Origin of the sequence: Alkaliphilus serpentinus (assembly GCF_009017255.1) — a bacterium.
Taxonomy (GTDB): Bacteria; Bacillota; Clostridia; order Peptostreptococcales; family Natronincolaceae; genus Alkaliphilus_D; species Alkaliphilus_D serpentinus.
In genome coordinates, this window is record NZ_WBZB01000002.1 from 62,084 (window position 1) to 77,486 (window position 15,403).

General features: G+C 36.9%; 13 protein-coding genes. All 13 read right to left on the minus strand.

The window, feature by feature from the left end; all coding sequences use genetic code 11:
• Nucleotides 1–63: 63 nt before the first annotated feature.
• Nucleotides 64–1,260 carry a LysM peptidoglycan-binding domain-containing protein gene (locus tag F8153_RS00400; protein WP_151864364.1) on the minus strand — a complete coding sequence of 399 codons (1,197 nt, stop codon included), beginning with the start codon at nt 1,258–1,260 and terminating at the stop codon, nt 64–66.
• 439 nt (nt 1,261–1,699) lie between these two features.
• Nucleotides 1,700–4,501 (minus strand): phosphodiester glycosidase family protein, encoded by a 2,802-nt coding sequence (locus F8153_RS00405; protein WP_192929582.1) that lies wholly within the window; start codon nt 4,499–4,501, stop codon nt 1,700–1,702.
• 160 nt (nt 4,502–4,661) lie between these two features.
• Nucleotides 4,662–5,138 carry a protease complex subunit PrcB family protein gene (locus tag F8153_RS00410; RefSeq protein WP_151864366.1) on the minus strand — a complete coding sequence of 159 codons (477 nt, stop codon included), beginning with the start codon at nt 5,136–5,138 and terminating at the stop codon, nt 4,662–4,664.
• A 95-nt stretch (nt 5,139–5,233) separates the two neighbouring features.
• Nucleotides 5,234–6,172: a transketolase family protein gene (locus tag F8153_RS00415; RefSeq protein ID WP_151864367.1), complete on the minus strand. Its 939-nt coding sequence runs from the start codon at nt 6,170–6,172 to the stop codon at nt 5,234–5,236.
• Nucleotides 6,172–6,993 (minus strand): transketolase, encoded by an 822-nt coding sequence (locus tag F8153_RS00420; protein ID WP_151864368.1) that lies wholly within the window; start codon nt 6,991–6,993, stop codon nt 6,172–6,174. The genes F8153_RS00415 and F8153_RS00420 overlap by 1 nt, the downstream gene beginning before the upstream one ends.
• Nucleotides 6,994–7,101: 108 nt before the next feature.
• Nucleotides 7,102–7,965 carry a YitT family protein gene (locus F8153_RS00425; RefSeq protein WP_151864393.1) on the minus strand — a complete coding sequence of 288 codons (864 nt, stop codon included), beginning with the start codon at nt 7,963–7,965 and terminating at the stop codon, nt 7,102–7,104.
• A 24-nt stretch (nt 7,966–7,989) separates the two neighbouring features.
• Entirely contained in the window at nt 7,990–8,712 is a 723-nt protein-coding gene (locus F8153_RS00430) for a WecB/TagA/CpsF family glycosyltransferase (RefSeq protein WP_151864369.1), read from the minus strand.
• Nucleotides 8,709–9,800, minus strand: coding sequence for a polysaccharide pyruvyl transferase CsaB (gene csaB, locus F8153_RS00435; RefSeq protein WP_151864370.1), 1,092 nt, complete (start codon nt 9,798–9,800; stop codon nt 8,709–8,711). Before csaB ends, F8153_RS00430 begins: the two co-directional genes overlap by 4 nt.
• 1 nt (nt 9,801) lies before the next feature.
• Entirely contained in the window at nt 9,802–11,955 is a 2,154-nt protein-coding gene (locus F8153_RS00440; RefSeq protein ID WP_151864371.1) for a DUF5693 family protein, read from the minus strand.
• Between the two features lie 653 nt (nt 11,956–12,608).
• Entirely contained in the window at nt 12,609–13,109 is a 501-nt protein-coding gene (locus tag F8153_RS00445) for a hypothetical protein (protein ID WP_151864372.1), read from the minus strand.
• Nucleotides 13,110–13,251: 142 nt separating this feature from the next.
• Nucleotides 13,252–13,602 carry a type II toxin-antitoxin system PemK/MazF family toxin gene (locus tag F8153_RS00450; protein WP_151864373.1) on the minus strand — a complete coding sequence of 117 codons (351 nt, stop codon included), beginning with the start codon at nt 13,600–13,602 and terminating at the stop codon, nt 13,252–13,254.
• A gap of 1 nt (nt 13,603) precedes the next feature.
• On the minus strand, nt 13,604–13,879 hold the full coding sequence (locus tag F8153_RS00455) for a CopG family ribbon-helix-helix protein (RefSeq protein WP_151864374.1): 276 nt from the start codon (nt 13,877–13,879) through the stop codon (nt 13,604–13,606).
• A 338-nt stretch (nt 13,880–14,217) separates the two neighbouring features.
• Nucleotides 14,218–15,390, minus strand: a complete 1,173-nt coding sequence (gene alr, locus F8153_RS00460) for an alanine racemase (protein WP_151864375.1) — start codon at nt 15,388–15,390, stop codon at nt 14,218–14,220.
• Between the last annotated feature and the right edge of the window lie 13 nt (nt 15,391–15,403).

Sequence of the window (15,403 nt, forward strand, 5' to 3'; positions counted from 1 at the left end):
AGTGAAATTTATATGACAAATGAGTAGCTATTAACTAAATAGAACCTTAGTAAAACAATCAGGTTATCTTAATCCTGCAGCTAGCTTAATGCTATTTTGGTGACTGGAGCTTGTTTTTCCATCCACGTGCCTAGTACTATTATGGAAATGAATATCTGAATGACCATTAAAATTGTTATTGGTTATATATTGTATATCATGGGGCATTGCACTTGCTGAGGCGGCCAGTCTTCTATTATCAACCTCAATAATAATAGGTCTTACAGCCCAACTGAACTTACCTCCCCATACCGCCTTCATGATAGCTGTGTCAGCTGCAGTAAGGGGCTCTACATCGGCATGGTTTGCACCCACTGTTCTTTTCATTGTCCAGCTCTTGCCGGTATGGAAATCTATCACCTTAAAAACCTTCCCTATCGGCACAACATATTGGGCCTCCGTCCACCAATCTAATAGCTCACCATATTGAGGTCCTGGTGTTTCCTTTATTGCAATTTTGTATACAGGGATGGTGATCTTATCTCCAATCATTAATACATGATTATCCTTGAAACCATTTAGCTTTTGTATTTCATAAAAGGGTATTCCATATTTTATAGCAATACTCCAAATATCATCTCCCCTAACCACTGTATGGGTTATATAGGTTTTTGTGTTTTCTCCAATGGTTGATGGAGGTGTATTGGTAGAAGGTGGTATAGGACTGGTTCTATTGGGGATAGTTACCACCTGACCAACGTAAATATGATCCCCTTCCTTTAGATTGTTTACAGATAAGAAGCTGCTTAAGGAAACATTGTATTTCTGACTAATGGTCCACGGGGTATCATTTTGTCCCACTGTATATTTATTAGTATTGACCTCCTTCGATACAGTAGGGATTTTGATAACCTGCCCAGGATATATTTCTGTTCCTGCTGATAGACCATTTAAGGCCATAAGTTTGTTTAAATCCACCTTATAGGCAACACTGATTTTCCATGGGGTATCACCCTTTGCTACAGTATGATTGATTGTAGTAGAACCAGCTGAGAGCTTCACTGAATCTCCAATATTCAAATTAGGGTTGGTCTTATATTGGGGATTTAAGTTGTAAAGTTCTTGTAGGGATATGCTATATTGCTGAGATAATTTCCATAAGGTATCGCCCTTTACCACCTGATGGTTCACAGGGGTACCAAAGGCAAATATTGATGAGTAAGTAAATACCCCTACTACAAGGGTCGTTGCTGCTAACCATTTTTTTAAGTCGTAATTCATATTTTTTACCTCCTGTAGTTTTAAATATCTATAAATAATTCTGTATAATTTTTTAATCTCCTTGATGTAAGTTATGGTAAGGGAGGGATGGAATGGGGAGGGAGGAAAGAATATAGACAAAAGGGAATAAGGAATGGGGAATAGGTGAAGGACCAGTGAATAGTGAAAAATGAAAAGTGAAAATAAGTAGATGACCAAATCTCTGATTTGAGTCAGTCACTTAGCTAGGAATTTGATACAAACTTTCCTTGTCATATTTCCGTAGTTTGTAGCAAATTAACTAGCAACCTTAATTCAACATCCACATTTAACATTCAACATTCAACTTTCAATTATCAATTCTCAATTTATCATGTTCAACTTTCAACTTTCAACTTTCAACTTTAGTTTTTAATTTTCACTTAATAAAAAATCCCCGACTGTATCGGGGGATTTTTTATTAGAACAATGGTTTTATCTGATAGGTTACATCTTCATCAGTGATGTTTAATTCAATATAGGTGTAATCCTTTGTAGGCTGTTTTTCAGTTGTAAAGGTATTGGTTCCTAATGAAATATATCGAACACCATCTATTAGTTTGGTTTCAATTTTCTCTCCACTGGAGAAGACAAATACACCCTTTCCTGTTTCAGCTAAATCCGTTAGAGACTTCATAAAGAGCTTAAGCTCCAATGGGTCTGTAAAAGACTTATCTGCAGCTTTTGGAAGAACAACGATGATATTCTCTTCTTTAGTTTCCTTCAATTCCTTTAAAAACCATGGCCACTGATCATAATTGGTTTGTCTTAAGCCACCATTGCTGTTATCCATAAATAACACTAAGCTTTTTTCCATAGCCATACTATAATAGCTACCATTTGGTGTTAGAAGGGTTTTACTGGTTTTCGTTTTAGCATCCCCCTTAATCCCACCTGTAAATATTCCATAGCTATAGTCCTTTTCAACGATACTTGCAATTCTATTATTGACGATTCTATCCAATAGGGTTTCCTTACTATATTGATGACCTGGATGAATCAATAATTTAACTCCCGCCTCTTCTGGTTCCCTTTCAATGGAATCCACTATGGAAGGATATTCAAGCGAATCTGTCATAGTAAAGGGTATTGAATAAATTGCCTGCAGTTCATCAAAAAGGATTTTTCCGGTATTTTGCTGCTGGGGATTTGTTTCAACAACATATAATCTATCAATTAAAATTGGATAGGTTATACCAGTAGGAATTGCCGCCTCTATATACTTCCATCCAGTCCAATCGATAGTGGAGGCAAAATCAATATTATGATAATCCCCTTTACCATCCATTATACGTCCTCTAATTCTATGGGGTGCTTTCTCAAAGGCATTTGCCCATACACCCAATTTCTCTGGTTTATTGGCAATGCTAATTCCACCATCATTAAAGGCTATATAAGCCGCTCTAGTGGCTTCAGTTGTAGTGAAGTCATATTCCAGCATAATTGAATGATTGCCCTTGTAGGCTTCCTTTGACTGCTGAATTGAGCCTGTCACCTCAAGGGGATATCCTAGATATTGACCAATTGATTTTTCGAAACCTTCTAAAATCAACTTTTCATTTCCAATAACAACTATACTATTAATGGTATTCCCTGCAAAGGCTGCCTCTATGATGGTTTCTCCATTCTTTATACCAGTAGAATATACTCCCTTTTCGTTAAAGCTTCCAAGGGAATTACTGTCCTTCCAGGTAATATCTCTACCTTCAATGGGAATACTGTATCCCGATTGATTTACTCCCAACACCTTAAATTCATAGCTTCTATTATTATTTAAGCGAAGGGTTCTAGGTGAAATAACGATGTGGGATAGGTTTTCTAGAACCTCAAAAGCCATCTGAGATGTTAAACCCATATATTCAATTGTAACTTCAGCCACTCCTGCTGCCTCTGGATAGAATATATGATTTTCCACCCTGCCCATACCCTTTGTTACAGAATAATTTACCTTCTCTAAATCAATATTTACAGGGTTAAAGTTTTCATCGTAGCCCCCAATATCAATACTTCTAGTGGCTCCAAGATATACCCTTTCATCTAACGTAGATGTTGTTAAGCCCATAATGGGTCCAGGAGCTGCCGTAGATATAGCTGCCAAACCATTAATGATTCTTCTTTCTGTTCCGTCGGAGGGATAATTAATTACTGAAGTCTGAGATGTTCCTAAGGCCCGAGTAATCATAGTTGATGAGCCTCCACCATCCATCATAATTCCTTCATAGCTTCCGAGCTCTATCAATAAGTTTGCCAGCTGTTGTCCACTTACCCCCTTAAAGGATTGATTTCGACCATCCACAGTAATCATAATCAGCTGTTTTCGATCCTTTGAAATCCCTACTGCAGTTCTTGGCTGGTTGCCAGCTACATTTTGAGTAAACTCAGTAACTACCTTCCCATCCTTAACCAATAGAGTTCCTCCTCCAATGGCGGTGTTTATTTCTTTGAAGTTGGGGCTAATCTCTGTATGTAGGGCTATTTCACTGCCAACCTCTAGGGCTAAAAGTTCTTGTCTTTTAGGCCCAGTTGCCAAGAGGATATATCCATTCTCTGGTATTTCCACTGCTGGTTGCTTATCTCTAATCTCAGTAACCTTATCATCCATAACTACTACCTCAACCATATTGGGATTGGCTTCTGAAACCCCAACTGACATAGCTCCCCAGTTTCTATCTATTAATAAAAGATCGTGGTAATTCCATAAAATTTTATTAATTGCAGCCAATTTTATTGTAGAACCTTTATCTGTGGTGATATGAAGATTAAAGTCCCAATAGTCAGCAAAGGCCAAACCCTGATTATTTACATAAAGATTTGCAAAATTTTCTGCTATTACAGGACTACTGATCATCTCACCATCCCTTATGATGGTTCCCATTGGAGAATCAGGAATAAGATTATAAAAAAAATCTCCATTAATGGCTGCCACTACATTTTCCTCCCTACCTACCATAGAGGAAAGGGTTTCTTTAGTGGTTAAACCCTTTGAACTTTGTAAAACCTTTAATTCCGTTGATTCATCACTTAAGTCTACATATAACACATTGGCATTTAGCCACCCATCTTTATTAAATCTTAATATATGCTGTTGGGTTACCCCCCTAGACAATTTTTTTGTGGTTACTTCATTTACCAAGGGTTCTGATGCTACTACCCCACTGGTAAGGGAAAGAAAAATCAATAGCACTATTAATAGGCTAATTGAAGATTTGTTTTTTCGATACATAGACATTCCTCCAGATGTTATTTTGTAGCAATAACTGTTAATCTCATTATATAAAATCCTTATTAAATGTCCATTACAGCCATATTACAAATTTATGAAGAAATGTTAATTCAATAATAAAAATAACATGGCTTCTTTAGCCATGCTATTTTTATTGATATTATTCTTGATATCGAACCTCTAAACTAATTTTTTGAGGCAACTCTTCTAGATTGGTTTTAGCCACTACATAGGGATAGGTGATGACCTGAGCTACAAGCTCATCTGGCTTTGGATCCCCAAATACAGCATTCACAACCAGCTTTGTTTCATCATTTTCTGTTGTAAGCCTCATACTTTCAATGGCCACAGTATAGCCTGCCGTTAGCTTCTCTCCCCTAGTTACGACGACATATACTACATCATCAATTTTAACTGCAAGGGCTCTCTCTAGCATTCTATATCTTGGCATGATTTGTTGAATCTTTTCAGGTATATCCTCTCCTTCTACAACTACGAAGGCGACTTCATCATTTCCAGAGAAAAACTTCGGTACAGTCTTTACAACAACAATTACAAGAATGATAATTATAAAGACTGTAAGCAATAGTTTCCAATTTATACTTGGAAACTTTGGAATTCTCATCTTACCCTTCATACGATCCCCCCTTTTAAATACTAATAAGGAAATGTAAATTCATTATTAATGTTTATTCAAGGGGAGATTAAAATATTCAAGGTGTTGTTTTATTACTATTGATCTTTCATTAATTCTTCTGCAGCTTCTACAATGGCCTCAAGGGTTAATCCATACTTCACCAACAGCTCTTCGGGTTTCCCGGACTCTCCAAAGGTATCCTTTATACCAATACGCTTCATACGGACAGGTGCTTTTTCCGATACCACTTCTGCCACTGCAGAGCCTAAGCCTCCGATGATATTATGCTCCTCTACTGTTACGATGGCCTTAGTTTCCATTGCAGCCTTTGCAATGATTTCTTCATCTATTGGCTTAATGGTATGAATGTTTATTACTCTAGCCTCTATACCCTTTTTAAGTAACTCTTCTCTAGCTTCTAAGGCCTTTGAAACCATGATTCCAGTGGCTATAATGGTGATATCCTTCCCATCGGCAAGGGTAACCCCTTTACCTATTTGAAAATTATAATTCTCATCATTTAGAACAGGAACTGCCGATCTTCCTAATCTAACGTAGAAGGGACCCTTAATCTCTGCTATAGCATGGATGGCCTTTTTGGCCTCTACACCATCTGCAGGTACGATAACCGTCATATTCGGTATAGCCCGCATGCAGGCAATATCTTCATTGGCTTGATGGGAAGCTCCATCCTCCCCTACAGTGATCCCTGCATGGGTTGCACAAATTTTTACGTTCATCTTGGGGTACGCAACAGAATTTCTAATAATCTCAAAGGCTCTGCCAGAAGCAAACATTGCAAAGGTGCTGGCAAAGGGGATTTTTCCTGATGCTGCTAAACCCGCTGACATACCTATAAGGTTTTGCTCCGCTATACCAACATTAAAGAAACGCTCTGGATAGGCAGCACTGAAATCATAGGTTTTTGTAGATTTTGACAAGTCAGCATCTAAAACAACAACATCTGAGTTTATTTTACCAAGTTCGACTAACGCTTCACCATAGGCATCTCTAGTAGCAATTTTCTTTGTCATTATTGAACACCTCCTAATTCTGACAATGCCTTTTCTGCATCATCCTTTTTAGGAGCATTTCCATGCCAGCCAACAGCATTTTCCATAAAGGATACTCCTTTACCCTTGACAGTTTTGGCAACAATTACACTGGGTTTGTTTTTGGTAGCTCTAGCTTCTGCAAAGGCCCTTATAATGTCTTCAGTATCGTGACCATCACAGGAGATTACATGCCACCCAAAGGATCTAAACTTATCTGTAACAGGATTTATATTCATAATCTTTTCATTGGGACCGTCAATTTGAAGGCCATTATGATCGATAATAGCCGTCAGATTATCTAAGTTAAAGTGGGCAGCAGCCATGGCAGCTTCCCATACCAAGCCCTCCTGAAGTTCCCCATCTCCCAGCAGGGTATAAATTCTACTATCCCTTTTATCTAATTTAGCAGCAACCGCCATTCCGCAGGAGGCGGAAAAGCCTTGCCCCAACGAACCAGTGGACATTTCTACCCCAGGAGTACCCTTCATATCAGGATGACCCTGTAGCATGGCATCGATCTTTCTTAATTTTAATAGCTCTTCTTTAGGAAAATAGCCCTTTTCTGCAAGGGTTCCATATAAAACTGGCGCTGCATGGCCCTTGGATAATACAAATCGGTCTCTGTCCTCCCATTGGGGATTATCTGGATCAACCTTCATTTCATGGTAGTATAATACTGTTAGAATGTCTGTTGCCGATAAAGATCCACCTGGATGGCCTGAACCAGCTTCATATAGCATTTCAATAATACTTTTACGAATGGTTGTTGCGATTTCTTTTAATTGCCTTTGGGACTTCAAAATATCACCCTCCTATTTAATTAAAAATTAACAATGAAAAATTAAAAGTTGATTATTCTACTTTTCATTTTCCATTTTTCATTTTTCACTTTTCATTTTTCACTTTAATCACTTTACTTCCTTAAAGCCTTCTCCCAGAACCTCGTGAATAGTTGTAACCATGATAAAGGCCTTTTCATCGATGGAGTATACAATCTTTTTAAGCTTTGCCACCTCAACTCGACTGACAACGCAAAGCAATACATCCCGCCTAGTGCCTGTATATAATCCTCTTCCATCAAGGGAGGTGACCCCTCTACCAATCTCTTCCATAATTTTCTTACCTATTTCCTTTGGATGATTGGATATAATATAGAATGCTTTTGAGTAGCTCATTCCTTCAACTATAAAATCTGTTACCTTTACTAATATGTACAATGCAATTACTGAATATAAGGCTGTTTCAATATTTTTTTCTATGATTCCAGCAGCTGCAACAATCATTAAATCTAAAAACATCATCATTTTAGCTGTGCTAATGGAGGGGAAATAATGATTCAGAATGGCTCCAGCTAAATCTGTACCCCCTGTTGTACCACCGTATTTAAAAATAACTCCTAATCCCAAACCCATTACTACACCGCCATAAATACTAGATAATAATAAGTCGTTGGTTATGGTGACCTCCGGGCCAAATATAATCAAGAATAAACGAATAAATCCCGATAGGGTGAGGGTGGCATAGGCTGTTTTAAAGCCAAAGAGCTTCCCTAAAACCATTATTCCCGTTATAAATAACGGCAGGTTCATTACTAGGTTGGTAACATCAATGGGTATCCCGGTAAGCTTCTGAAGGAGGATAGCTAAGCCCGTTACCCCTCCTGGGGCAATGGTATTGGGTTCAAGGAAGAAATTTAAGCTTATGGCCATAAATCCACAGCCAATTGTAATTCCTATGTATTCGATTATGGTTCTTAGTCGTCTATTCATCATCACAGAAAATCCCCCCATAAAGGGCTAGCCCTTTATAATAAACCGTATTAAAAACTTGGGCAACAATAGCATCCGTTTATATCTTCTAGGTTCCTTAATTAACCTATAAAACCACTCTAGACCCACTCTTTGAAAGGCAAGGGGGGCACGTTTAACCACACCTGCGTAAACATCTATGCTTCCTCCAACCCCCATGGCAATTTTACAACGAAGCCTATTTTTATTATTACTAATCCATATCTCCTGTTTAGGTGCACCAAGGCCTACAATTAGTACATCTACCTTTGACCCATTGATATCTTCAATGATTTTTTCTTCATCTCCTGGCTGAAGGTATCCATGATGATATCCCGCAATCCTTATACCAGGATGCTTTTCTTCAATGTTTTTAATAGCCCTTTCAGGAATTCCTGGTTTTCCACCAAATATATAGATCGATTTGTGATTTTGGCTGCAGTATTCAAGAATTTTATCCATTAACTCGATTCCAGGAACCCTCTCCTTAAGACCTAAGGATTTAAGTTTAGATGCTAGAATAAGGCCTATGCCATCTGGCACAACCAAATCTCCCTTTTGAAGTGTCTCCTTAAGCTGCTGATTATTTTGTGCCAGCATTACAATTTCAGGGTTGGGGGTAAAAATCTGTTTTAAACCTTCAGAGTTAAGAAAGTCTATAGCCATTTCTAAAGCCTCCGACTGAGTTACTGCACTTATGGGTACATCGAAAATGGATATCTTTTCAATCATCTACCTTCATCCTCCTTAATTAAATCCATGAATATTTCCTTTGTTCTTTCAGCCTTTTTTCTATGCTGCTGATTAATTTCCTTTAGATGATTCACCAAGCTATTACGCTTATTTAAAACATCTTCGATTACAGTGTATAAATGTATTTGATCAAGCTTCTCTACCTTCCCTCCACTTCTTTGGTCTATGGATTTTAAGAAGCTATGAATCTTTTCTTCATATTCTAGACCTACCATAGGAACATGAACAATGGTGGCAAATATCAAGGAGTGCAACCTCATTCCAATCATTAGTTCTGTTCTGCTGATGATTCCTGCAATCTCTTCGGGAGAATAGCTTTTAGTAATGATTTTTCCTTTGGTTTCCATCAAATTAACTATTTCTGTAGAAATTTCGACATCCTCTGGATATTGCATAGGAATAAAGACGATATTATATCCCCTTTTGTCTAGGTAATCAGCAGTGGCAGCTATGATTTTCTTATAGCTTTCTTGGCCTTTCCAACGCCTAACGGATATACCTACATATTTCTTTCCTTCTTCAAACCCCTCTTGGTGAAGAAGGCTATTGATTTCCTCTTCAGAAATCAAATCCATTCCAAAGGTAACATCTGCAGTAACAGTGATGTTATGTTTAACTCCCAAGGATTGAAGCAGTTCCTTAGAGTTATAATCCCTTACTGTGATAACGTCCACCTTTTCAATAATGTATTTTACCAATCTTCTATTTAAGCTAGAATTAATGGGTCCAAATCCATTTCCATAGAACATAACCTTTTTTCCCATTTTTTTAGCTAAAAGGACAATGGCTAGGTAATATAAGAGGGATCTGCTACTGGTGACATCCTGTAATATAGATCCTCCACCACAAATTACAGCATCACTATCCTTAATAGCCTTTATAATCTGCCTATAATGATTCCTACTTATGCCTACAATATTGTACTTTTCAGTTGTTTCTTTAGCGTTGTAGGTTAATGCACTAACTTGAATATCCTTCCTTCGGATTTGCTTGATTATGGTTTTAAGGATTGCTTCATCTCCAGCATTCCTAAAGCCATAATAACCGAATAAAAAAACTTTTTTCATCTTAACCTTCCTCTCTTGAAGGTAATACTTTATTGATTACTTTTATACCAGCTTCCATAATTGCAATATATACTAGACCAATACCTATTCCAAATATAAGAGAATAGAGGGTTCTGATTGTAGAGATATATAAGGGTGTTCTAAGATGACTAAAGGTGTTAATAATAGATGTTTGTCCCATAACAGCTCCTAGTCCAGCCAAAATGATTAGGTATTTATTGCCCTTAAGGGCATAATAAATCCCCATGATCATTAGTGGAAATCCTATTATAAACTCCTTTGTTCTGGGTCTGGCCAGTAGGTTCTCTTCTAGAATATTACGCATGATCAGCTCAAATTCAAAGGCCTTTATGTTGGTTTCATGTCCTGTTCTCGAAATATAAATGTAGCCTGCCACTAACAAAATCCCACCAGCTAAGACATAGATAATCTTAATATTTTCAAGTAATAACCTCTTTATTTCCGACAGCTGTATACTAGTGTTATTCTCATCTTTATCCCTTCTGTAGCCAAAGTATTTAAGGAAAACAAGTCCGAAAACGAATATAGGCAATAGCTGACTTATTTTCACCCCCCGATAGATATCCATTTCTAGAAGGTATTGGATACTTGAAAGGATGGCTGCAACTGATAATGCTCCTATCAGGGAAATTCCTGAAGCTATAAATAATTCTTTTACTGAGAACACTAAGGCTCTTTTTACATCAACCTTACTGTTGTCTTTAAAGTAATGGCTACATCTATGGATGTAATAAAAAACGCCTAAAGAAGACCAAATGATGGATGCTGCTAATGCCAAAACCTTTTCACCTAAAGATGGCATTAAGAAAATCATTCCTGTTACTCCGAGGATTCCTAGAATCAAAAGGATGAACTTATGACGATCTTTGACCTTGAAAAGGTTACTAAACAATAGCACAGCAGCGGCAGCAGTTCCCCATCCCATTAAAAGCATATAGCGAAGTCTAACCCGATGAGGATCCATAACAGAGGCTTCTCCTAAGCTCATACCGTGTTCTTCTAATCTTCCTTCAAAGCGTTCAAACATTTTTTGGTAATCCTCTACATTTGTAACATAAACCTGCTTGTCATACTTAAAGGGTCTAAAGAGAATGAGTCTGATGTTTCTTTCCGTTACAGCACGGTATAGGGTGTTTTCTATTTCCTCAGCCCCTTGGTATTGATAATAGCCATAGCGCTCTTGAATATACTCAGGTACAGAAAAAAGTCTTACTGCGTTGTAATTGGTGCTTTGAACAATATTTCTTAACCCCACCTGTTCTAGATGCTGCCTCTGAACAGAGGTTTCAATTAGAGCTGCCTTTATATTATTTTCATACATATGTTCAATGACTAAATGTAGTTCATCAGGAAAGCCCAACACAATTTCTCCATCAAATATGAATACCGATGGTTTCATACCAAGGTTCTGATAGTTCTTTATGAAAGCATTAACGTATTTTTCAGTAACCCAACCTCTATAACTAAAGGGTCTTGGGTAAATCTCTAGCCCAGCTTCTCTTATTTCGGCTATTTTATTTGGATCAAAACCAAAGGTTAAATAAGTTAGTCTTGAAGAGGCAATCACATCTGTTGGCATAATTCCCTTTTCTCGACTGTCCACTAAAAAATCCGTCTTAGAGTATAAAGTATCCCTTACTGTGCCCTTAAGAACAATGATATAGCTTTCATCCCCGTTAATTAACTGAAATTTTTCTGTATCGTATCTTTCTATTAGCCCCTCAGAAATGAAATCATATAGCTCCTTGGAATCCGTGATGGCCACTACATCATGATCATTTTTATTGCTTCCATTATAGTATTCCACCAATTCCTTTGGATATTTTTCTTCCCAGTTATACTCTTTAAATATATGAGCTGACATTTCAACCTTGATTGGAGCTCCATCCTCCACCAAGGAATAAAGGCTTTCTTCCCTTAATGCCACATGGTTAATCCCTAAGCTTTTAAACTCACTAAACCACTGGCTTAAGGTTTCTTCTGACTGTTTAGACATTTCTCTAAACTCATAATAATCTAGAATAACCTCAACCCTTTTGTTATTTCTTTCACTATTGATTCTACCACCTAATACTATTAGCATTGCTATTATACCGATGAATATTATCGAATAGATAATTTTATTTTTCTTCATGCAGTCACTTCCTTATTTAAATTTTTCCTTTAGCTATTAAATTTAAATATATCTTAAATGGTTTGTTATTTATTCTTTTATAACCTTTTAAATAATACTTTAGGGCCAAATAATTGATTTTCTTCCCTGTATTTATAAACAATAAGTAATCCACTTATAAATATAAAGGTTAGAGTAGTAAATTTCAATCCCCTATTTATGATTGAAAATATAAAAGGCAATAAACCTCAGACCATCGAAAAAGTATAAAACTACAATTAAACACCTATATTCTTAAATAATGAGAAATCTGCGGAGATAAGAATAAAAGAACGATAAAATTACAGATACAATAACCCCTGAGAGATAGTCCCCAGCATATGACAGTATAGTATTTTCAATGTTTGAGCCGACGGTGAGTTTTGAAAATACCTGTAATTTTTAAGTTCATCCTGCCTTTTGACCGAGAGCCAATTTCTCAGTTTTAAAAAATAGGGGTTTTTCGATAACCTCAGGCAATAAGCCTTTAGTCCTTTAGGTGAATACAGATATTACCATTGTGGACCATCACCACTGCCCGACCAGTTCATCAAGAATGGTACTCATTAGGATCTAACCATTTACATGGAAAAAGACTTCCTCATAGTAAGCTCTAGGAAGTCTAATAAGCTGTTTTATTTAGTAATTTGATATGCTCCCCTTATAAGTAAAAAGCTATTTTTCTCAGCCTTTACCCCACGACCATCATCTCTAGGAATTATGATTAAGTGATTTGCAGGGACTACTTGATCTTTTTTTATGTCGACAGCTCCAGTTACATCAGATAAGCCACCGGAAGGGCTATCTTTTGCAAGTACCTTTCCTGACCGTACAATAATTTCAGTACCTGCTCCTGCAATAACTGACTCCCCAGCCTTAAGCTCAACCACAACATAAGTACTACTGCTATTGGTTTCATTATCATCAACTACACTTGTATTTGGTATTTCCTTTAGCTTTTCATCAACATAAAATCTCAATTGCTGTATTCTTTGTTCTACGTAGGATTGGGTAACAATTGGGTCTTCCGTTGAGCCCGGATCTACCTGATTACCATAAACAAACTGGGCTATAAAAATAATCAGACCAATGACAATAACAGAAGTATAAATTCTCCTTCTTTGTTGCTTAAACATAAGTAGTCCTCCTAGCTCTTTTGTAATTATGTTATAGTGATTTGTATTTCTATAATATTATACTATAAGTAGTACAATAATTAAAGAAGAACCTAATATCCTTAAAACAAATAAAAAAGACCTAAGAAATCCTTAAGCCTCTTTAGAAATCAACTAATCCAAGACTAATTAACAAAGCTTCATTCACCTTTTCCATTATATCGTCATCAAGGTGCCCTACTTTTTCATCCAATCTTCTTTTGTCAATTGTTCTTATTTGTTCTAATAAAACAACTGAATCCTTGGGCAAACCATAATCAGTTGCTGTAATTTCAATATGGGTGGGCAGCTTGGCTTTGTTTATTTGTGATGTAATGGCTGCAATAATAACCGTAGGGCTATATCGATTGCCAATATCATTTTGAACAATTAATACTGGCCTTACCCCACCTTGTTCAGAGCCTATTACTGGACTTAAATCAGCATAGTAGATGTCGCCTCTTTTAACATTCACATCATTCACACTCCGCCATTTTTACCTCATAATTCTCTAAGGAAGATATATCAAGACTTAGGCCAAGCTCTGCTAAGGATAGATTTATGTTTGCCATTTCAAGGTAACCACTTTTCATTTTTTCCCTTAGTTCAATTTTACTTTTCTCTCTTAAATATAGCTTCATTGCTTTGCGAATAAATTCACTACGATTTGTTTTCTCTGACATGACAATATGATCGATTTCCGTAAGCAGGTAATCGGGTAGGCTTATCATAATTCGCTTAGATTCAGCCATTTTGCACCTCCTAGAATTATGAGTATCAATAAAGAATACTATAATATATATTATGCCCATCATATAATATAGCTATAATATATATTCTTTTATATATTATTCATTTTAAGTGTGTCATTATGACGGATAAATTATACAACAATATTTAATGAGTAATGTTTAATGAGTATAAGCAGATAACCCAATCTTTGATTTATGTTAGTCGCTTAGCTGGGAACTTGTTGTAAAATTTCATATTGACACTTAAGCTATTTTATAACAAGATAACCAGCAACCTTAATTCAACATTCAACATTCAACATTCAACATTATTATTAATTCATTTATAGCACTCTTCTTTATTCTAACAAACTATCCTTGATGTGTAAAAGGTTATTATTTTCCAAATATACTCGTGGGACCCGCTTTCCAATCATGCAAACCACCTCATAATTGATGGTTCCCAATTTTTCTGCTACATCGTCTACAGTATTGTATAAATCTGAGTCCTCTCCAAATAGCACCACCTGGTCTCCTTGATGGACTTCAATCCCTGAGGCATCAGCCATACATTGATCCATACAAATTCTACCCACTATTGGAATCTGTTTACCTTTTAGAGTTACTGTAGCTTTGTTCGTAAGCATCCTTGTAAAGCCATCAGCATAACCAATGGGTAGAGTGATAATTTGCTTCTTCTCAGAAGTCTTGTATATGTGTCCATAACTTATTCCCTGGTTAGCCTCCACCATTTTTACATGGGATACCCTAGCCTTTAAGCTCATTACCTGCTTCAGCTTTACAGCCTGATGATTTACCTCCTTCGATGGGTAAAGTCCATAAAGCATAATTCCAGCCCTCACCATATCAAGATTCATTTCTGGTAAATCGATGATGGCTGCGCTATTAGAGACATGCTTAATGGGGATGAATATACCTTTCGCTTCCAAGGCTTCTACTAGGCCCATAAAGAGATTGTATTGTTTCCACGTATAGGTTTTATCCACCTCATCCGCTACTGCGAAGTGGGTATAGATGCCTTCAACAATTACATTGGGTAGCTTAAATAGATCCTCTATAATTTCTACAGAGTCTTCATTGGCTTGAAGGCCTAATCTAGACATTCCTGTGTCGATTTTTATGTGTAGCTTGATGTGCTTATTTTCAGCCTCAGCAATTTTAGATAAAGCTTTACCTTGTTGGAGGCTATATACAGTTTGTATAAGATTATAGTCCAATAAGTGTTTACCCTGCTCCTCAGGTGTATATCCTAAAATCAAAAGGGAAGCATCAATTCCCTTTCTTCTTAGCTGTATCCCTTCACTTAGAGTAGCTACCGCAAGGCGATCGGCTCCATTATCCAATAATGTTTGGGCAATCTCAGCTGCTCCATGACCATAGCCATCTGCCTTAATTACAGCACAAACCTTTGCCTCCTCCTTCACTACCCTTCTTATCTCTTTTATATTATTTTTTAAATTATCTAGATTAATCTCTGCCCAAACCGGCCTCAAATCTCCAAGCTTTTCCACCTAGATTCTCCTC